Source organism: Rubritalea marina DSM 17716 (assembly GCF_000378105.1).
GTDB lineage: Bacteria > Verrucomicrobiota > Verrucomicrobiia > Verrucomicrobiales > Akkermansiaceae > Rubritalea > Rubritalea marina.
The window spans coordinates 106,045-126,825 of the sequence record NZ_KB899249.1 but is presented as its reverse complement, the minus strand read 5'-3'; the positions used below and the strand labels follow the sequence as shown (position 1 = coordinate 126,825).

Annotated in this window: 19 protein-coding genes and 1 tRNA gene; 6 read left to right on the top strand and 14 right to left on the bottom strand. The window is 52.1% G+C overall.

Going from position 1 to position 20,781, the window contains the following annotated elements; genetic code table 11:
• Positions 1-7: 7 nt before the first annotated feature.
• From F454_RS0103290 to hisC, 9 genes are all read right to left on the bottom strand, one after another.
• Positions 8-964 carry a SphA family protein gene (locus tag F454_RS0103290; RefSeq protein WP_018969196.1) on the bottom strand — a complete coding sequence of 319 codons (957 nt, stop codon included), beginning with the start codon at positions 962-964 and terminating at the stop codon, positions 8-10.
• Between the two features lie 132 nt (positions 965-1,096).
• Positions 1,097-1,173, bottom strand: a tRNA-Met gene (locus F454_RS0103285).
• Positions 1,174-1,361: 188 nt separating this feature from the next.
• On the bottom strand, positions 1,362-2,393 hold the full coding sequence (locus F454_RS0103280) for a hypothetical protein (RefSeq protein WP_018969195.1): 1,032 nt from the start codon (positions 2,391-2,393) through the stop codon (positions 1,362-1,364).
• A gap of 79 nt (positions 2,394-2,472) precedes the next feature.
• On the bottom strand, positions 2,473-3,489 hold the full coding sequence (gene pyrC / locus F454_RS0103275; protein ID WP_018969194.1) for a dihydroorotase: 1,017 nt from the start codon (positions 3,487-3,489) through the stop codon (positions 2,473-2,475).
• A gap of 125 nt (positions 3,490-3,614) precedes the next feature.
• On the bottom strand, positions 3,615-4,049 hold the full coding sequence (locus tag F454_RS0103270) for a DUF5069 domain-containing protein (protein ID WP_026292675.1): 435 nt from the start codon (positions 4,047-4,049) through the stop codon (positions 3,615-3,617).
• A 46-nt stretch (positions 4,050-4,095) separates the two neighbouring features.
• On the bottom strand, positions 4,096-5,121 hold the full coding sequence (locus F454_RS13970; RefSeq protein WP_018969192.1) for an aldose epimerase family protein: 1,026 nt from the start codon (positions 5,119-5,121) through the stop codon (positions 4,096-4,098).
• 25 nt (positions 5,122-5,146) lie between these two features.
• Positions 5,147-6,481, bottom strand: coding sequence for a dipeptidase (locus tag F454_RS0103260; protein WP_018969191.1), 1,335 nt, complete (start codon positions 6,479-6,481; stop codon positions 5,147-5,149).
• A 112-nt stretch (positions 6,482-6,593) separates the two neighbouring features.
• Positions 6,594-7,943 (bottom strand): tRNA uridine-5-carboxymethylaminomethyl(34) synthesis GTPase MnmE, encoded by a 1,350-nt coding sequence (mnmE, locus tag F454_RS0103255; protein ID WP_018969190.1) that lies wholly within the window; start codon positions 7,941-7,943, stop codon positions 6,594-6,596.
• A 35-nt stretch (positions 7,944-7,978) separates the two neighbouring features.
• Positions 7,979-9,073: a histidinol-phosphate transaminase gene (gene hisC, locus F454_RS0103250; RefSeq protein ID WP_018969189.1), complete on the bottom strand. Its 1,095-nt coding sequence runs from the start codon at positions 9,071-9,073 to the stop codon at positions 7,979-7,981.
• Between the two features lie 150 nt (positions 9,074-9,223).
• Between hisC and F454_RS0103245 the strand changes: the two genes are divergently transcribed.
• Complete coding sequence (locus F454_RS0103245; protein ID WP_018969188.1) at positions 9,224-10,756, top strand: sulfatase family protein; 1,533 nt, start codon at positions 9,224-9,226, stop codon at positions 10,754-10,756.
• Between the two features lie 222 nt (positions 10,757-10,978).
• Positions 10,979-11,416 carry a RidA family protein gene (locus tag F454_RS0103240; RefSeq protein WP_018969187.1) on the top strand — a complete coding sequence of 146 codons (438 nt, stop codon included), beginning with the start codon at positions 10,979-10,981 and terminating at the stop codon, positions 11,414-11,416.
• Positions 11,417-11,533: 117 nt separating this feature from the next.
• Here the strand turns inward: F454_RS0103240 and F454_RS0103235 are convergent, their stop codons facing one another.
• From F454_RS0103235 to rpsM, 4 genes are all read right to left on the bottom strand, one after another.
• The gene (locus tag F454_RS0103235) at positions 11,534-12,034 is read right to left on the bottom strand and encodes a hypothetical protein (RefSeq protein ID WP_018969186.1); all 501 of its coding nucleotides are present in this window, start codon (positions 12,032-12,034) and stop codon (positions 11,534-11,536) included.
• 102 nt (positions 12,035-12,136) lie between these two features.
• The gene (gene rpsD / locus F454_RS0103230) at positions 12,137-12,748 is read right to left on the bottom strand and encodes a 30S ribosomal protein S4 (RefSeq protein ID WP_018969185.1); all 612 of its coding nucleotides are present in this window, start codon (positions 12,746-12,748) and stop codon (positions 12,137-12,139) included.
• A 31-nt stretch (positions 12,749-12,779) separates the two neighbouring features.
• Complete coding sequence (rpsK, locus tag F454_RS0103225; RefSeq protein ID WP_018969184.1) at positions 12,780-13,319, bottom strand: 30S ribosomal protein S11; 540 nt, start codon at positions 13,317-13,319, stop codon at positions 12,780-12,782.
• 19 nt (positions 13,320-13,338) lie between these two features.
• The gene (gene rpsM, locus F454_RS0103220; RefSeq protein ID WP_018969183.1) at positions 13,339-13,707 is read right to left on the bottom strand and encodes a 30S ribosomal protein S13; all 369 of its coding nucleotides are present in this window, start codon (positions 13,705-13,707) and stop codon (positions 13,339-13,341) included.
• Between the two features lie 154 nt (positions 13,708-13,861).
• On the opposite strand from rpsM, the gene F454_RS15490 reads away from it, so the two are divergent.
• From F454_RS15490 to F454_RS0103200, 4 genes are all read left to right on the top strand, one after another.
• Complete coding sequence (locus F454_RS15490; RefSeq protein WP_018969182.1) at positions 13,862-14,428, top strand: 5-formyltetrahydrofolate cyclo-ligase; 567 nt, start codon at positions 13,862-13,864, stop codon at positions 14,426-14,428.
• 113 nt (positions 14,429-14,541) lie between these two features.
• The gene (locus tag F454_RS0103210) at positions 14,542-15,021 is read left to right on the top strand and encodes a protease inhibitor I42 family protein (RefSeq protein ID WP_018969181.1); all 480 of its coding nucleotides are present in this window, start codon (positions 14,542-14,544) and stop codon (positions 15,019-15,021) included.
• Positions 15,022-15,040: 19 nt separating this feature from the next.
• Entirely contained in the window at positions 15,041-16,882 is a 1,842-nt protein-coding gene (locus F454_RS0103205; RefSeq protein ID WP_156817109.1) for an amidohydrolase, read from the top strand.
• Positions 16,883-16,918: 36 nt separating this feature from the next.
• Positions 16,919-18,850: an amidohydrolase gene (locus F454_RS0103200; protein WP_018969179.1), complete on the top strand. Its 1,932-nt coding sequence runs from the start codon at positions 16,919-16,921 to the stop codon at positions 18,848-18,850.
• A 52-nt stretch (positions 18,851-18,902) separates the two neighbouring features.
• On the opposite strand, the gene F454_RS0103195 is transcribed toward F454_RS0103200, so the two are convergent.
• On the bottom strand, positions 18,903-20,741 hold the full coding sequence (locus tag F454_RS0103195; RefSeq protein WP_018969178.1) for an SLC13 family permease: 1,839 nt from the start codon (positions 20,739-20,741) through the stop codon (positions 18,903-18,905).
• Positions 20,742-20,781: the final 40 nt, after the last annotated feature.

Sequence of the window (20,781 nt, the reverse complement as noted above, 5' to 3'; positions counted from 1 at the left end):
TTTAAGGTTAAAATGTGTAGAGAACTTTGAGCCATACTGAATTCCCTTTCAATCGATTCTTCGTTTCAATTTCAGGCAACCATTTAAACTCAGCAGTCAGTGGGTGATCATCTACCTTGGTACTGTATGACAGCACTGGGCCAACGCCATAGCTTCGACCCTTAAAGTCTCCAAAACTCGCACCTGCACCTCGATCGCCTTCAACTTGCTGGTAAAAGAATGCATTGAATCCGATACCGGCCAATCCCCCCTTCAGAGGAAAATGCTGAGCCACTGTGTTTTCAAAGTGCAACTGAGTGCCAGTTTGATACTGGGTCGCAGCATTTTCTGTATTGATCGTCAGACCGGTGAAAAATGAACATTCGCGTCCATTGGATGGATTAAAATACATCACTCCTACCGTCGGCTCAATGGACCAATAGTTCTTTCCTGGGTTCGCCAGGCGTCCAACTTTATAGTCGCCAGTGGGAGCATAGACACTCAAACGGTAGTTGATGTTTAGCGACTCATTCAGGTGCTGGTTAAACATCAATGGCTGAAAAATAACATCACCCAAGCCCTGCTCTCTGTCGGTCCGACGCAGAACAGCTCCTCCACCACCCTCCACATCTGCGCTAACCTTCATATTCACGTAGGGAATCGATACAGACATCGCATAACCCCACGTGTCATTGATACTTCCCCAGTCGGGACGCCAAAACAAGGTCAAGCCATTGGCCCAAGAATCAGCATCTACCGTCTCAGCAGTCAATCCAGCTATCGGCATACTCAAAGAACGCTCACCAGAATAGTTGAGTAAATTGTAACGCGCCAAGAATGTTGGTTTCGGTGCCACCGAGTCGACAAAGCTCGACATCGAACCCGGCATATAATGGCCAGAGCCACCCTCTTCAGCTAGGGAATAGTCCAATCCCCCGCCAAAACACATCAACAAGCCAAAGACCCAAGATTGACCAACCCTCATAGTGAAAAATGCTAACACACTGAGATAGAATCAAACAATGCATTTCTCATTAACCCAGCTGTAGAGGATGATCAAGGTCCCACCCTCAAACAAAAAAGCGCTGTAACCTTATACAGTTACAGCGCTTTAGATTGGTTACGGGAACAGGATTTGAACCTGTGACCTTCAGGTTATGAGCCTGACGAGCTACCTGGCTGCTCCATCCCGCGATTGAAAATTTGCCAGTCACCTGAGTGGTTAAACTCGTGGTGGTGAACCCTTCCGGGTGCGGGCGAAAGCTAGCCCTGATCCTGTATTTGCGCAAGCATATTCTACACTAATTTAGGATTTAATTTGCGTCACAGTTCTGTCGTTTTAGACACCACACCCTAGACGACTGTAACTGAATCAGTCGTATCTATTCTGACTGCCCTGAAGCTTTCATGAACTCGATGAGTTCTGGGTCACGCTGTGGGTATTTATTGAGGATTCGGTGGCCTTCTTCGTAAGGGAAGGCGAAATCCAGCCAAATATTTTCCAGCGTGTAAATGATGATCGTTGGTTTGTCGGTACCAGAATGAGTCCCTTCGGCGAGGATAAAGTCACGAACGACCTCATGCTTCACATCTTTGAGGAGATGACTAAATTTTTCCTTTGAGGCAATTGCCCGCAATGTAGCAGGATCGGCCTTCACTTGCGGCTTCCCAGTGTCGGGACCAACCATGCTGGCTGGGGCTTTAGGTTCCTTCTTGGTGACCGCGGCGGCAAATGGGTTGTGGAAACCTGGCGCACCTGCTCCAGCGGGTTGGATACCAATCGGAGCCGTCATTGGGCCCGGCCACTGCACATCACCTGGTTTAGGAATCGCTTGTGACCCGGTATTCTCAGAAGCAGGCATTTGCGGTTTCGGAACCGCTGGCTCCTCGGGTGCAGTTTTAGCCTCTACCGGTGCTGACTCAGGTTTCTTCACATCATCCAACTGCTCTGTAGGAGCTGGATTCTGAGGACTTGGCTGTGCAGATTTAGAGAGATCATCATCCACTCCCACACCATTGACAATATCGAGGTAACTCTGGGTGTCCGCTAATGGTTCATTGTCTGGCGGGGTCGGAGCTTGCTTTGCTGGCTGAGCCGGAGCGGCAGCCTGAGCTTGAGAAATCGGTGAAGCTGGCTGTTGCACCACTTGACGCGTGGTCAGAGGAACCCCCGAAGTGGATTCACCCAGTTCTTCTTGTAGGCTGCGGTAGGCTGCAAGAAGTGCATCCCGGCTGTGCCATGGGATCACCGTGGTTGGACCTTCTGGTTGCAAAAATGACCCCTTGGCGTCAATGAAATGCTCAATCATTTCATGATCCATATTCAACTTCGTCTTCCTCCATTCTTGGTGGAACACAGTCTCCATGGCTGTAAGGAGGATTTGAACTTTTTGTTTGAGAACGTCTTCGCTCATTGCGCTAGGTATACTGATCTAAGGTTACTAAGTTTTTTTGTTGAGGTAGGGTTATTCAGTGGAGTTTGTGTGGGAAAATTTATTGCACCTTGCTTACCGTCCACTCGAGAGATTCTCCTGCGTGCATCGGAATAACGTGCTGACCATAGCCGGTGTATGCTTCTGGTACTTGGAAAGGTTCGTTGCTTAAAGTCACTATTTTTTCTGGGGGGCTCACCTGATACTGTTGCTGTGCAGTATCACTGATGAATGCTTGAAGGTTATCCAATTTACCATATTTGTCAAAGAGTTGTGCCAACCTTGCCAGCGCAAGCGGTGCAGTGAAGACCCCCGCGGCACATCCACAACATTCTTTTTTCTCAATCGGGTGTGGCGCAGAATCACTACCAAACATCAACTTAGGATGCGCATTCACAGCCGCATTGACTAATGCCTCACGGTCTTCAGGACGCTTTGCAATCGGTTTGCAGAAGAGGTGCGGGTCTAGCATACCTCCAGCCACATCATCGAGCGTGATCACAAGGTGCTGGAGCGTCACTGTGGCTCTAAGGTTTTCATGTTTGTCGAGCATTGCTACGGCATCCGCGGTGGTGATGTGCTCCATCGTAATTTTGAGCTTTGGAAACTTTGTAGCGAGGTAGTCGTAGCTCTCGAGGAATTCTTTCTCGCGGTCCATGACAAAGCCGTGGGTCTCGCCATGCACCAGCAATGGGATGCCCATTTCTTCCATCATTCTGAATGTTGGTTCTACGGCATCGATTGCTTTCACCCCGGCTTCACTATTCGTCGTCGCTCCGGCTGGATACAGCTTGATGCCAATGATGTGATCGCGCGCTTCAGCGAGCTCCTGCTCCGTATAATTTCGGAAGAACAGTGTCATCAATGGGTCAAAGCGATGCCCATCAGACGCAGCCATGATACGCTCTCGGTAGGCAAGCAGGCGCTCAAGATGATCCACTGGCGGCACCAGGTTAGGCATGATCACAGCACCAGCAAAGGTCTCTGTTGTCAAAGGGGTGACAAGCTTGAGCATTTCCTCATCTCGAAGGTGCAAATGCATGTCGAGTGGTGAACGAAGTTGGATTTCTCTAGGCATGGGTAAGTATTCTATGATGAAGTCTGTTGCTCATAACTGTCACGTAAAAAGAGCAAGATTGTACAATTTTTCTACAAACGAGTGTATTATTATTAAGGGAATTCAGGGCCATGTTGATGCCCCAGTTATCGACCCTCTTCGGCATCGATAAAGTCGAAGAATGTATGGATATCAGGTCTATTTTGTAGGCCGGCTTCAGCGACACGCATCAGCAAACGCTCTGAGAGGCCGTCTTGGAATCCGCAGTTGCGCATGTAGCTACACCACCAGTCTTTAATTGGTGACTCAGGTTTGGTTCCATTTTCGTAACACCAGTCGAGAGCGGCTCGATCGTCGGCACCAGACGCGGTGATGAAGTGAACCAGCTCCTGGTATTCCACCTGTAGCAACTGGCAAGTCCACAGATCCATCCCCTTCCCTAGATTCGCTTGGTAGTCATCACCAAGCTCACCAGCTGCATGCAAGCGCACCTTGTGGCACATGCGTAAAAAATAAGGGAGACCATCAATTTCATCCTTCGTACTGCGAGGATATACAGTGTCGACTTGCATCGCCGACATGCTTCACCCGAGCCGCTAAATCGTCAAGCTAGTAACGCCTATGAAATCAATGAATCTCGCTCAATAGCGCAAAGCTGAAGCGCATGTGATGGGAGTAGAGCTCCCCTGGGTGGAGAACCGGCGATGGAAAGTGCTCATGATTCATCGAATCAGGCAGGTGTTGGGTTTCTAGGCACAAGCCTGTACGACTTTGGATCGCTCCGCCCTTGCCGACCTGAGTGCCATCTAGGAAGTTCCCTGAATACAGCTGAAGGGATGGCATATTCGTCTGCACCTGCATTTGCCTACCTGACTGCGGGTCGCGCACGGTGACTCGATTCTGAAGCTCCTCAGAAAGGCCGCCATGAAAAACCAAGGCGTGATCATAGCCCCCCGCGATTTGGATGGTGGGATGCTCACTATCCCATCCCGCACTCAAAGGTTTAGCCTGTCTAAAGTCAAAGGGGCCATCAGCTGCTGGCAGCAATTGCCCAGTAGGAATCATGTCCTCATCAATCTCTACTACCCAGGACACTGCATCACTCAAGACCTCGTGCTCGGCCACAGTGGTCTGGGGCTCACCCGAGAGATTCCAATAGGCGTGCTGGGCGAGATTGACTGGGGTGGCTCGATCGGTCTGAGCTTCGTACTCCACGGTGAAAGTAGCAGCATCCACAACGCGGTAGCGTGCTGTCATTTCAAGATTCCCTGGGTAGCCATCCAGACCATCAGCGGCGCGCAGCCCAAAGAGGACTTCGGAGCCCGTCAGCTCCAGCACATCCCAACAACGATGGTGGACCCCTCCAGTACCCCCATGAAGGTGGTGCCGCCCGTGGTTCAAGCTCAATTGGTAAGATTCACCATCCAAGTCAAAGCGACCAAACCCCACGCGATTGGCAAAACGCCCCACGGTTGCCCCCATGTATGCGGTATTGGTTTCCAATTGCCTAGCCGTTTCTGGCCCAATCACAACATCCGCCACCTTCCCATCTCGGTCTGGCACCCAGACTGAGATTAGGCTGGCGCCATGATTGGAGACGCGTATCCGAATCCCACTGGGGTCGTCAGATACGAGGTTGAAAAACTCAGTCATGGCAATATGCAGTGGATGGTATCGATCAAACCTTTGCCAGTTCCTGGAGCAAAATCTGGTTCATTTGAATTCCTGATTCAAAATTCTCCACCCAAAAATTCTCGTTCGGCGCATGGATTTGACAATCTGGAAGCGCAAGCCCTAGCAATAAAGTATCTGAGCCTAGGACATCCTGCATGTCTTTGATGATCGGAATACTGCCGCCTTCACGAATCAGTACAGGTGTGGCTCCGAATGCTTGTTGGAGGGCCCCCTGGGCAGCCTGCCCAAATGGACTATTGGGATCAGCGTAGTATGGCTTGCCGTCATGGCCAGCTTCAACCTCGACACACACTCCTTGTGGGGCGTGCTTGTTGAGATGTGCTTCCACTTTTTTTGCTATATCTTGAGGGTCTTGATTCGGGACCAATCGGAAGGAAAACTTTGCCATAGCCTCGGCAGGCAATACCGTCTTAGAGCCCTCACCTTGGTAGCCAGAACCGATGCCATTGACCTCTGCTGTCGGACGAGCCCAGAGACGCTCGGCGGAACTGTAGCCAGGCTCACCGAATACCTCACACACTCCGGTCTGATCCGCAATGTCGGCATCACTCACACCAGGAACCTGCGCCCACATGTCGCGCTCCCATTGCTCTAATGGCTTCACATCGTCGTAGAACCCATCAATCGCGATCCTACCATCGGCGTCATGCAGGCTGGCAACCAAGCGCGCCACTGCGGTGGCTGGGTTGGCGACTGCACCACCATAGACTCCCGAGTGAAGATCTCCTTTCGGCCCCCGCACGGTGACTTCACAACATGTGATCCCACGCAGGCCATACCCCATGGTAGGCACCCCACGTGCCACCATGCCGGTGTCAGAAACTGCGATAATGTCACACGCAAGTTCCTCTCTGTGTTGTTCTAAAAATGGAACCAAATTCGGGCTACCAATTTCCTCTTCCCCTTCAAAAAGGAAGATCAAGTTCACTGGCAGCTCGCCTTGCTCTTTCAGTGTTTTCTCAACGCCGAGCACATGCGCCATCATCTGCCCCTTATTATCGGTGGCCCCTCGGGCCCAGATCCGTTCATCTTTGAGTACTGGCTCAAATGGATCGGTATCCCAAAGCTCGATCGGATCCACTGGTTGCACATCATAGTGACCGTAGATCAACACCGTCTTGCGATCAGCCCTATGCGCATTGCGCGCCACCACTACCGGGTGACCAGAGGTCGGATGCAGCTCAGTATTGAGCCCCATATTTGTTAACTTTTGTTGGAGCCATTCGGCGCAGGCACGCACATCACTAGCGTGCTCACTTGCTGTGGAAATGCTCGGAAATCGGAGGAAGGAAAAAAGGTCTTCGAGATGGGAATCCATGTCCTAAGTGATGCCGTAACTAGGCAGTACTCGGCAAGGTAAAAGCGTGCGCTCAAGCAATGAATATGCTGAGAACAACGTGGCTAACATGAGCACCTCCTCGATCACCCAACTATTTACCAATGCAGAAACTACCAAAGATGACTCCAAGTACTTCTTCGGTATCCACTCGACCTGCGATCTGTCCAATCGCGTCAAGAGCTTCGCGAAGGTCTATGGCTGCAAACTCCACCCCAGTACCAAGCTCCATTGCCTCTCTGGCGTGGCCAAGCGACTCCGCGGCCTTCTTTAAGCAATCTTGGTGGCGCGCATTGATCGCCATGGCGTGCCCACCCCATGCGGATTCGCTTAACAAGAGCTCATCAGAAATCGCGTCCGCCAAAGCATCCAGTCCATGTTCTTCACGACAAGACACACGCACGGAATGATGCCCAGCCCACACATCGGACTCGCCAAGGTCGGACTTATTCACCACCAACAAGTGATGGCGCCCCCCAATCTGTTCGTCGGTGAGCAGCCGCTTACCTGGCTTACTGCCGTCCACCACTTCTAAAATCAAGTCTGCGAGTTCGATTTGCTTCTCTGAGCGTACGATCCCCTGTTGTTCGATTTGGTCGCTAGACTCCCGCACGCCCGCGGTATCAATCAAACGCACTGGGATTCCTTTGACATTGATCACCTCTTCCACGGTATCACGTGTGGTACCCTCCACATCAGAAACAATCGCACGTTCGTAGCCCAACAGAGCATTCAAAAGCGATGACTTACCCACGTTTGGCTCGCCGCAAATCACCGTACGCACCCCCTCACGGATGATGCGTCCTTGCTCGGCTGTTGAGAGCATCGTGCGAATGCCGCTAAGAACTTCGTCAATACGCTTCAGCATCGCGGCTCCCGTGTCCGGATCGATGTCTTCTTCGGGAAAATCGATGTATGCCTCCACGTGGGCAACCACCCCGAGCAGGTTCTCACGCAATGCCTCTGATTGATCGCCTAGGCGACCAGTGAGTTGCTCATGCGCAGCTCGCAGTGCCATGTCAGTCTGCGCCGATATCAGATCCATGATCGCCTCGGCTTGGGTCAGGTCGAGCTTCCCATTCTCAAAGGCACGACGGCTAAATTCGCCGGGATCGGCCGAGCGCGCCCCGCATTCCAGTAGGCGCTCGAGCACGCGGCGCGTGACCAACACGCCGCCATGGCACGCAAGTTCCACCACATGTTCGCCAGTGAAACTACGAGGACCTTGAAAGCAAGTAGCCAACACCTCATCCACCACCAGCCCCTCGGCATTCACCACCTTCGCAAGAGCGGCGTAGCGGTCTGGCTGGGATTTCAGCCCACCCTTGCAGCGCAGCGCCTTGTCGGCGATGTCGACCGCATCCGGCCCACTCACTCGAATCAATGACACCGCACCCACTCCCGGTGCGGAAGCAATGGCGGCAACGGTATCGTGCAGAATCATAGAGTCAGTTAGGGCGCGTTAGAGTCTGATAGAAATTAATTTGCAAGCACAGCATCGAGTACTTCGAGACATCGCTGATTCTCCTCAGCGGTACCAACAGAAATACGCACCCAACCCGGAAGCTTGTAACCGCGCATCGCGCGCACGATCACTCCTTGCTTGAGCATCCCGTCAAAGACAGCGTCGCCGTCACCCACTTCCACGAGGATGAAGTTTGCCACAGATGGCACGTAGTTCATACCGCGCTCTTGGAAGGCTGCTTCGTAGAATGCGAGACCTTCAGAATTGTTGTCGACGGTCGCCTTCACGTGCGCAGTATCTTCCAGTGATGCCAGAGCAGCACGCTGAGCCACTTCGTTGGTGTTGAATGGCTGACGGGCCTTCTGCAGGATAGCAGCCACCTGCGGAGCTGCGAGACCGTAACCAATGCGCAGGCCTGCGAGACCATAAGCCTTAGAGAAGGTGCGAAGCACCACCACATTACGACCTTCACGTACGTACTTCAGCGTGTCTGGAGCGTCGTGCAAAAATTCAAAGTACGCTTCATCGAACACCACGACCACATGGTCTGGCACGCGCGCCATGAAGCGCTCAATCGCCTCCTCACCAACGATGGTACCTGTCGGGTTGTTTGGATTGGCAATGAACACAAGACGAGTCTTGTCAGTGATTGCATCCGCCATGGCATCGAGATCGTGCACGAAGTTCGGATCTGGCACCTCCACATAGCCTGCGCCGAAGAGAGTCGCCATGAGCTTGTACACGACAAATGCGTGCTCCGCCGCGATCAACTCAGCCTCAGGATTGAGGAAACAATGACAGAGCAATTCGATGATTTCGTTGGAACCATTCCCTAAAACCACATTCTCGAGACCTAGGTCGTACTTTTCAGCGAGCGCGGTGCGAAGCTTGTAACCACCACCATCTGGGTAAATGTGCATCTCAGTAGCCGCATTGCGGATCGCATCAAGCGCCATCGGCGCCGGGCCGAGCGGGTTCTCATTGGAAGCGACCTTGACGATAGCTTCTGGATCGAGTCCAAGCTCACGGGCAGTTTCAGTGATTGGCTTACCTGGCTCGTAGGCCACGAGGTCACACACAAATTGGTTGGCGAATTGCTGAATCGACATGCACAAGAACTTAGCTGGCTGCAATAGCTTCGCAAGCCCGAAACCCAATGCATGCCTACAAATTTTGTGCGGTTCTGATCGTGACAGTAAGACGCACAAATTCCATTTGAAAGATTCACCCCAGCGATGACGAACTAATGGATTACATCCATGAAAATAGTCACAATCACAACCTTACTTCTGAGCTCACTGGCTACCCTTGCGGAGCCGCGCCCCAATGTTATCATCATCTACGGCGACGACGTCGGCTATGGTGATGTCGGCGTCTATGGTTCAGAGAAGATTCCCACCCCGCATATCGACAAGCTGGCAAGCGAGGGACTAGTCTTCACCGATGGCCACTGTGGAGCGGCTACTTGTACTCCTTCACGCTTCTCATTACTCACTGGCGTCTACGGCTTCCGTCACAATGCCAATATCCTACCACCAGATGCCCCATTACTGATCCCTACAAACATACTGACACTACCAAAGCTATTCAAGAGTGCTGGCTATGACACTGCGGTGATTGGAAAGTGGCACTTAGGGCTCGGTAAAAAGGGAGTAAAAACCAACTGGAATGGAGCAGTGAAGCCGGGACCACTTGAAATTGGTTTCGATTATTCCTTCCTACTCCCCTCCACGAACGACCGCGTACCCTGCGTGTATCTTGAAAACCATCACGTGGTAAATTTAGATCCAAAAGACCCGCTCTTCGTAGGAAGAAACATCCCTAAGGAACACAATAGCACGGTCTATCCCGATGGTAGAAAGACACCGGAGGCGATGACTTACTATCCATCCTCCCATGGTCATAACCATTCGGTGATCAATGGCATTGGCCGCATTGGCACCCAAGTCGGCGGCAAGTCAGCACTTTGGAATGGCGAGACCATGGCGGACGAATTCGTCAACCAGACAAAAAAGTATCTCGACGCTCAGGCGAAGAAGGACACCCCATTCTTTCTATACTTCGCTTCACAAGACATTCACGTACCACGCGCCCCACATCCTCGTTTTCACGGAAAAACCGATACCGGATTCCGTGGGGACGCCATGGTGCAGTTTGATTGGAGTACCGGCGCGATCCTAGAGCATGTCAAACAGCTAGGCATGGAGGAGAATACCATCATCATCTTCTCCAGCGATAATGGCCCAGTCTACGACGATGGCTACAAGGATGGCACCATCACCCTCACCTCTCAAAAAGAAACAGACCAAGGACATGATGGTTCAGGTATCTACCGCGGCGGGAAGTACCAAATCTACGAGGGCGGCACCCGAGTGCCATTCATCATCAAATGGCCAGCAGCCATCCAACCAGGCAGATCGGATGCCATGGTCAACCAGATCGACCTACTTGCGAGTTTCGCCGACTTACTTGACATTGAAGTCCCAGCGAATGAAGCCATCGATAGCCGCAACACCCTCGCTGCATTCTTAGGAAAACAACGTGAAGCCTCCTCCGGGCTTGAGTACTCGTTTCAAGAAGCAGCACACCAACAAATCGCCCTGCGCCACAACCAATGGAAGCTCATTCACAAACGAAAGAATAAACATGTGGAGCTCTACAACCTAGCCAAGGACCCGAGCGAGCAAGACAATATTCTACAGAAGCACCCTGAGAAAGCTGAGGCGATGCAGCAGACACTCAGTAATATCCTCGAAGCTGAGAATGGCATACGTGACATAGAGCTGAATTAAATTGGCTAGAATCCCCCCCTATCAAGGCTATGGTTCCTCGAATCCGCACAACATAAGATTGGGCTAATCAACCATGGATTGTCGCCGTTCACCGTACAGGAAGCAGTGGATAGCTAAAGCCAGAACTAGTAATGGATCAAACCAATTTAAAACTCCCCTTTCTCTATGATGATGGAATAATAATCAGAATAATTAATCTCACCTGCTACAACCAACAAAACAATGAGTGAATCAGTAAAAACCACCATCATCAACCCACCGAATCTCTATGATCCAAGCTCCAACGGTTATAGCCATGCAGTTGTTGCTACTGGAGCTAGTGCAACGGCCTACATTGCAGGCCAAGGAGGAGAAGCCAAGAACGGTCATTTATCTCCAAGCTTCGAGGATCAAGTGAAGCAAGCATATTGCAACCTTCAGAGCGTACTAGAGAGCCTAGAAGCAGAACCGCAACAAGTCACAAAGTTAACGACCTATGTTGTCAATTACGATCCATCAAAACTCGAAATAATGACCAAGACCTTGGTTGCAATGTTCGGCGATGCCCTGCCCGCTCAGACACTAGTACCTGTTCCTCGATTAGCACTCGACGGCATGCTCTTTGAGGTAGATGCCGTGGCTGTTTTGAGTGAGTATAATCAATCTCCCTCGACTGCTTAGAACATACTGTCAGCAATGCAGTAGAATATGCGAATCAACGCGATTCAATCATTCCGGCAGAAGCTCAGCTAGCCAAGCATGCTCTTAGAGGCGGCCGAACAGGCCGCCTTTTTTGCCCTACGCTAAGGCAAAGCGATTGAACAACAAGAGGCTCGCCACGAGCACAGCAACATCGCGTGCTTCATTGCTGCTCTTGATTTCCACACGGCTATCCTTGTTGTCATTGAGGAAGTTCAACTCGAACGCGCCTTCACAGAGGACAGGCTGATGCACCTTTCGCATCATGAGCTCTACCGAGTCATTGCCGCCTGCCGCCTTTACTGTCACTTTGAGTGGATCCCCCTCATCCGAGGCGTGGCGCTCGACGATGAATTCCCCACAGCGGAACGCTCCGGCTAGCGAACCGAGATGCGTCCCACGCTTTTGATCAGGGAAGCGTGCGACCTCACGCTCTACCCCGTCACTAATTTCCGTGACTCTACAGGCATCAAAGTCAAATTCCAGCAACGCATCACCGAGATCGACTTGGTGACCAGATGGCCATTTCATTGGCTTGAACCAGCTCACGCTGTTCCAATGTTGACGTGCGGTTAGTTGGACATCCCAGGCTTCATTCATGACTTCGGATTCTGTAGGAGATGCAGCCGTAATGAGCAATAAAAAAAGCACAGAGTCTGTGACGACTCTGTGCCTTTTGAAATCGGAAATCTCTGAGTGAGATTAACGTGAGTAAAGTTCAACAACGAGCTGAACGTTCACACCGTGGTCTGCATCGTCCGGCTCAGGAAGGCGAGCGATGGTACCAGCCATCTTTTCACGATCGAGAGTGAGCCAGTCTTTGAGTGGCACTGCCTGCGTGAGGTCGAGTGCGCGAAGACCGAGCTGCTTGGAGGATGGCTTATCATTGATAGCGATCACGTCACCAGGCTTACACTGGTAGGATGCTACGTCTGTCTTAGTGCCGTTCACAAGGATGTGACCGTGGTTTACCAACTGACGTGCTGCGGAACGTGTGTTACCAAATCCGAGACGGTAGCATACGTTGTCGAGACGAGTTTCAAGAAGACGCACAAGTGTGTCACCTGTAACACCACGCTGACGTACTGCTTCTGCATAGTATGCGCGGAATTGCTTTTCGAGAACACCGAACTGGAAACGAAGCTTCTGCTTTTCGCCAAGTGCTACTGAGTAGTCAGACTTCTTACGACGTCCTGCACGGAGACCGTGCTGACCTGGAGGGAAGTTACGACGCTCGAGTGCCTTTGAAGGACCGAAGAGAGCTACACCGAAACGGCGGCTGATTTTATCTTTAGGGCCAATATAACGTGCCATAATAAAAAAGTAGTTTGTAAGTTAAATATGATTATACGCGACGTGCTTTCTTAGGACGGCAGCCGTTGTGTGGTACTGCAGTCACATCTTTGATTGCAGTGATTTCGAGGCCGAGACCTTGTGCAGCACGCACAGCGGACTCACGACCAGCACCTGGTCCCTTTACGCGAACCTCAACAGTCTTGAGACCGTGGGACATTGCCTGGCGGCATGCGTCCTGGGAAACAACCTGTGCAGCGTATGCTGTAGACTTACGTGAGCCTTTGAAGCCCATCTTACCAGCAGATGACCAACCGATTGCATTACCATTGTAGTCGGTGACGCTCACGAGAGTGTTGTTGAATGTAGCAGTCACGTGAACGATACCAGTGAGAACATTCTTCGACTTCTTCGCTTTGTGGATCTTGAGTTCTTCTTCACCACCTGCAAGCTCGGCAAAAATGTCGCGCTTCTTTTCTTCCTTTTGTGGAGCTTCTGCTGCTGGAGTTTCTGTAGCAGGTGTCTCTACCGGAGCTTCTGTTGCTGGAGTTGCTTCATCAGCAACTTCTGTTTCTTTAATTTCTTCAGACATTGTATTTACAGGTCAAAGTTTACTTGGCTGCACCCATTGTGCGCTTCTTACCCTTACGAGTACGTGCGTTGGTCTTGGTACGCTGACCGCGAACTGGAAGGCCGCGCTTGTGGCGCTGACCACGGTGACAGTTGATTGAAGTAAGACGCTTAAGCGCACCTTGCTTCTCACGACGGAGGTCACCTTCAATGATGATAGTCTCTGAAGTGATTACCGAGGCAATCTTAACGAGTTGTTCTTCAGTGAGTTGACCTGTGCGAATATTTGCATCGACGCCTGCCTGCTCAAGAATCTTCTTAGCAGTAGTGCGGCCGATACCGTAGATGTATGGGAGAGACGCTTCGATGCGCTTCTCATTGGGAATTTCGATTCCGAAAATTCTTGCCATGGTAATCGGTTATTTAGTGTTATTATTTTTGCTCCGCAGGAAATTATGCACCTATTGGCGCAAAGCGGGATCGCTCGTTTACCAGAATTATCCGCACTGGCAAGCGGGAAATGCTTCTTTCTTGTGATCCACACCAAATTTTCCACCCATCACCATGACCACGCCTTCCACTGCTGAGCTCAAGTCTGCCACGCGCCACGCAATCACAGAACAAGTAAATACCTTGAGCGGCGCCGAAAAACATCTCGCCTCACTAAGCATTGTGCGACAGCTCAATGACTGGGTGATGCAACAACATGATGTGAAGACAGTCGCCATCTACGCAGCGCTTGAGAATGAACCACAACTCGAGCAATTACACCAACTCGCCGACGGGATCAATTTTGTCTACCCACTCACCCAAGATAGCAATGGAGCCATGCAATTCCACTTGGTTCATGAGATTTCAGAGCTTCGCCACGGCCGATACGGTATCCTAGAGCCACATCCTGAACATCACCCATTAGTCGCTGCAGATCGCATCGATACCTTTATCTGCCCAGGCATTGCCTTCAGCGCTACTGGCCTGCGCTTGGGGAAAGGTGGCGGCTACTACGATCGCATTCTAGAATCGCGCAAGCAAGATGCACACATTCTCGGGGTCGCATTTCAGTGCCAAGTCCTCGACCATCTCCCAACTGAAGATCACGACATCCAGATGGATGCGGTGATCTCCGCATAGCGCCAAAAGGGTCAAAGATCAAAAACCCTTTATATTGTTAGAGTTAACCCTTACACTAGTGAATGTTGATGCGCCCCCAATGCATCGACACGACACCCAAACCCCAACAATAAATGAAAACCCCACACCCCAAGACTGTGGAGGCTTGTACCATCGCTATGGCACTGGCCCTCACCCCCATTGTATTGGCCAGCGATGATGACCCATTCAAAGACGTCGTAGCCAGTTTCGCTTCGTTCACCACCGTGAGCACCCATGAAGGCTCGAGTAGCATTGTCGAATGGAATGAAAGCTCCAACAGCAAAGATATCGAGCTCCAGGCTGGCCAGACACTCCGAATCACTCTCACAGGAAACCCATCCACCGGTTACGCATGGGTTCCAAAGCAATCTGATAGTCCCCTCGCCCAATGGATGAATAAGGGAACAAACGCAGCACAGACCGATCAGAAACGCACAGGCAGCCCAATCCAGCAAACTTTCGAGATCAAGGCGCTAGAGGCTGGAGATTTGGTGCTACATTTTGATTACCTGCGTCCATGGGAAAAAAAAGCTCCCAGCAAGACGCTCAAGCTCAGGATCACGATCCAGTAAAAAACCTAGCTCCCATCATATGAAACTACAGCACTCCCTAATGGCACTCCTCACCTTGAGTGCCAGCGCCACCCTGTGCGCCGCAACTGCAGATACCATTTACTTCAACGGGCCGATCATCACCATCGATGATCAGCAACCCAGCGCTCAAGCTGTCGCGGTCAAAGACGGCAAGATTCTCGCAGTCGGCAGCAAGGAATCCGTAATGCAGGCCCAAGGGCCGAACACCACAAACTTTGACCTTCAAGGCAAGACGATGCTACCAGGTTTCGTCGACGCCCACGGGCACGTCATGGGCGGGGGGCTCCAAGCACTCTCTGCAAACTTGCTCGCCCCACCAGATGGCGAAGTGCAAGACATTGCCAGCCTCCAGCAAACCTTACGCGACTGGATCAGAAGTAATCGTGAAGCTGTTGAGAAGCTCCAACTTGTTGTTGGCTTTGGCTATGACAATGCCCAACTCAAAGAGCTTCGCCACCCCACGAAGCAAGACCTCGATGCAGTCACTACCGATTTCCCCGTCATCATTGTCCACCAATCCGGCCACATCGTCAGTGCCAATTCTAAGGCGCTAGAGGCAGGTAAAATCACCCCAGACTCACCAAACCCAGATGGCGGAGTGATCCGGCGCATGCAGGATGGCAAGGAACCCGATGGAGTCTTGGAAGAGACTGCCGCCTTCCCATTATTGATCACCTTGCTCAGCCGCGTGGGCACCGAAGGCTCTGAAGTCTTTTTTAAGGCTGGAGCTGAGCTCTGGGCTCGCTTCGGCTACACCACAGCACAAGATGGACGCAGCACCCCAGGCTCGATCCCCGCGATGAAAAAAGTAGCTGCTTCAGGCGCGCTAAAGATCGACGTGGTCAGCTATCCCGATGTCTTGATGAATCGAGAGATCATTCTGAAAGAACTCAGCTCAGACTACACCAACCGCTTTCGCGTCGCGGGGGCCAAACTCACTATTGATGGATCGCCTCAAGGCTTCACCGCATGGCGCGACCGTCCGTATTACGACCCAGTAGGCAATTACGAACCTGGCTACGCCGGCTACCCGGCAGCCACCGCGGAGCAGGTCAGCGGTGCAATCCAATGGGCCTATGAGCACGACATCCAAATCCTTACTCACTCAAATGGTGAGGCTGCTAGTGACCTCTTACTCGCTCACATCCACGCAGCCACCCGCCGCCATGGCGCTGGAGATCGGCGCCCAGTACTCATCCACGGCCAATTCCTCCGTGAAGATCAGGTAGACAGCATGCGCCAGCTCGGCGTGATTCCCTCGCTCTTTCCCATGCACACATTCTATTGGGGAGACTGGCATCGCGAGCACACTGTGGGCCCTATCCTCTCCAACGACATCTCTCCTACCGGGTGGTGCGTGAAACGCGGCATGCGCTTTACCAGCCACCACGACGCTCCAGTTGCTTTCCCCAATTCAATGCGCGTCCTTGACGCCACCGTCACCCGCCGCTCGCGATCCGGCGACATCATTGGCCCTGACCACCGGGTCGATGTCATGACAGCGCTCAAAGCAATGACACTGTGGCCAGCATGGCAGCACTTTGAAGAAGATACCAAAGGCTCGATTGAGCCAGGAAAGCTCGCTGACTTCGTCATCCTCGACAAAGACCCACGAGCGGTTGACCCAGAAACTCTGGACAAACTCGTCGTCCTTAAAACCATCAAAGAAGATCAAGTAATCTTCGACATCGCTGAATCCAGCGCTCTGCGATCCGTCGATGAAGCATCAGTCGCCTTCGCCCGTTCCATCCGTGCCGTGGGACCAAGCCTCGGCAACCCCTGCCCTGAATGCCTCTGCCGCACACTGAGCGAACTCACAAAACGCATGATTCAATACTAACACAAGCATCGTAATCCCTAACTCACAGAAGCCTCTATGAAACTCATCCCTGTCCTCCTCTACCTCAGCTGCGCTATCAGCCCAGCGTCCTCGTTGCAAGATCTCGCCTTAGCCACGGAATCCCTGCCAAAGGCCACCATCTACACAGCCAAAGAAGTCATCACCCTGGACCCTTCAAGCCCATCTGCCAATGCTGTGGCCGTCGTGGGCAAGCGCATCCTGGCTACTGGCACACTCGAAGAACTTAAAGCCGCTGCCGACGGCCAGGCATTTCAGATTGATCACAGCTTTCAGGACCAGGTCATCATTCCTGGCCTCATTGCCCAGCACGACCATCCTTTCCTCACCGCTCTGACGATGGAAACCGAAGTCATCGCCATCGAAGACTGGAACCTACCGAGCGGGCTCGTGCCGGCAGCAAGGAATGCCCTGGAGTACCGGCAGAGGATCGAGGAAGCAGAAGCCAAGCTAAGTGATCCAAGCGAACCCTTGATCACTTGGGGCTATCACCATTATTTCCATGGTAAACTCACACGCTCAGACCTCGACTCACTCAATGCACAACGCCCCATCATCGTCTGGCATCGTTCTTGCCACGAATTTATTCTCAACAGTGCAGCACTCAAACTGATGGGCATCGATAAAGCGTACCTCGCCAAACAAAGCGAAAGCGCTCAAAAGCAATCGAACCTCGCCGAGGGACACTTCTGGGAACAAGGGATGTTTGGCATCATGCCCGCCATCGCCCCCACGCTCGCCACACCAGAGCGCATCAATAACGGGCTCAAATTCATGGTAGACTTCTTCCACCGCGCAGGTGTCACACTCGGTTGTGAGCCTGGCGGTATCCTCTCGAAGCAATTGCAAGACACTCAAAATGCCATCATGTCTTCCCCTGATGCCCCCTTCCGCTTTTACTTCATCCCCGATGGAAAATCCATCATCGCCGCTCACCCAGATAACGCCGTAGCAGAAACTGAGAAGATCATGGACTGGGGAAGCGGTATGACCGCCATGGTGCCCAAACAAATCAAGCTCTTTGCCGACGGCGCAATCTACTCCCAGCTGATGCAGGTCAAGGAACCCTACACCGATGGCCACGAAGGTGAATGGATGATGAACCTTGATGTCTTCAGCAAAGCCTTTCGCACCTACTGGGAAGCTGGCTATCAGCTCCACATCCACGTCAATGGCGACGCCGGACTCGAAATGGTGCTCAATACCCTTGAAGAAAACATGCGCCGCAACCCGCGCCACAACCACCGCACCGTGATTGTGCACTTCGCTGTTTCATCCCGCGATCAAGTCGATCGCATCAAGCGCCTCGGTGCGATCGTGAGCGCCAATCCCTACTACCCAGTCGCTCTAGCCGACCAATACGGGAAGTCTGGCTTGGGCCCAGAACGCGCCGACCCAATGACCCGCATGGGCGATGTAGAGCGCGCCGGGGTTTCATACTCGTTTCACTCGGATATGCCGATGGCTCCAGGGCAGCCTCTCTTTCTCATGCACTGCGGTGTCAACCGCATCACACCCACGGGACGCGTGGCCGCCCCAGAACAACGCGTGAGTAGGTTGGGTGCGCTCAAAGCCGTCACCCTCGACGCCGCCTATTCGCTACAACTCGAACACGAGGTCGGCAGCATTGAGGCCGGGAAGCTTGCCAACTTTACGATCCTCGCAGAGAACCCAATCACCTGTGAGCCCACAGCAATTAAAGACATTCCAATCTGGGGAACGGTCAATGAGGGGCGCGTCCTAAAGATCAAAGCCCACCCAAGCGCCACGGGTAAGGCCAAACGCTCACAAGTGTTTGGCCCCGTTGCAAGTCACCAATCGCCATACAATCACTTGGATCCGCTGGCCCTCGGCCAAGCTCACCGCCACATGAATAGCACCGGTGCGTGTTCCTGCGCCATTGGCAAGAAGTTAGTGGGCATCCTAATGGCACACTCAGCTAAACAATAACACACTACCCAGCACTCAGCCGCGTGGCTGGCATGACAGACCACGCAGCATGCTAAAATGGCCAGAGCATCGGGATCATAAAGCTCGCAACGAGCCAAAGAATGAGACTCAGTGGGAATCCAACTTTGAAAAAGTCAAAGAACTTGTAGCCACCTGCGCCGTAGACGAAGGTATTCGTCTGGTAGCCAATTGGGGTGCAGAAACTCGCTGAGGCGCCAAACATCACCGAAACGACAAATGGTCGAGCATCCACTCCCATCTGCACACCCACATAAATTGCCAACGGTGTGAGTAGGGCCGCCACGGCGTTGTTTGAGATCATTTCAGTCATGATATTCGCCAACAAATAAAATGCCGCGAGCATGATATAGGGCTTCATTCCAGGATCCACAAAGCTCAACGAATCAACCCCTGAGACCACTCCCTTGGCTAGATTCTCCGCGAGGCCACTCTGTGACATCGCCATGCCCAACCCAAGCATCCCGCAAATCATGAATACCACCTTCCACTCTACCGACTGGAATGCTTCACTCGGATCGATACAGCGAGTCACCATCACAAACAAGGCACAACTCAGTGCCAACAACACAGTAGGTACCGCAGGAATGCCGAAATTCCCACCAAAGGCACCAAACAGAATGAAGGCCGCTAGCGCAATCAGGACAAACTTGGATTTCTCTGTGCGCATGTCCGAGTGATGCGGCTCACTCAAGTTAATGAAATCTTTCTGCTCAAAAAGTTCACGCATCTTCTCCGCTGGCCCCTGCACCAACAAGGTGTCACCAAACTCCAGACGTTCCTCTTCAAAACGGTCTCGCAAATTTTCTCCACGTCGGTGCACCGCCAAAATCAACACACCAAATCGCTGGCGGAAATTTAATTCCTTCAAGCTCTTACCTACTAAGGTGGACTCTGGGCCTAGAATACCCTCCATGAGAAGCGCCGATTCGGTGCGCACATCTTCGAGACCCAGCTTCTCTTCACCGCGCACATCAACATCCGCATTCTTTTTAATACCTAAGAGCGCCTGAATCCGCCCTTTGAACACAATTTCATCTCCGGCCTGGAATCGTACTTCCGGAAGCGCCTCCACCACCTGCTGCCCGTCGCGGCGCACTTCGATGACGCGCGCTTTTTTCACGCCAGCAAGATTCGACTCGGCAAATAATTGGCCATCGAGCGGCGAACCTTCCTTGACGAATGCATGGGTAATGAATTCTCGGCTCGCCTCAGTATCGATCAATGACGCAAGCGTCACTCGGTCAGGCAGTAGCTTCCGCCCAATCGTGAGCATGTAAAAAAACGCCACCACCACAAAAGTCACCCCCAAGGGAGTGATTTCAAACATCGTGAAGGGTGTCATCACCTTATTGGCAATACCAGCAGCTACAAGGTTCGTAGAAGTACCGATGATCGTCACCGTCCCCCCTACGACAGCGGCGTATGAAAGTGGTATCAAATAGCGGGAAGCCGTGTATCCTTTGCGACGGCAGATCCCCAAAACAATTGGCATGAATACCACCACCACTGGCGTGTTATTGACGAATCCAGATAAACCGGAAACCAACAGCATCATAATCACCAACATGCGAATCGGGCTCTTCGCCGCAACCTCTTCAAACCAACTCCCCAAAGAATCAATCACCCCAGTACGCTCAAGCGCTGCACTCATGATAAACATGCAGGCTACCGTGATCGGCGCCGGATGCGCAAACACCTGTAGCGCATTATTCTCCATGCCCGGAGTCACAGATAGTACGCCAGCAAACACACAGGCAATCAATCCACCAATGGCCACCAACTCAGCAGATAGCCATTCTTTTACAAAAGCTGCAAAGACTACCAACAGAAGTACTGCTAGGAAGATCTGATGTCCGTCTTCGAATATCATAGATTCAATCAATCAAGGGGTTTATGTCATAGAATGCGTA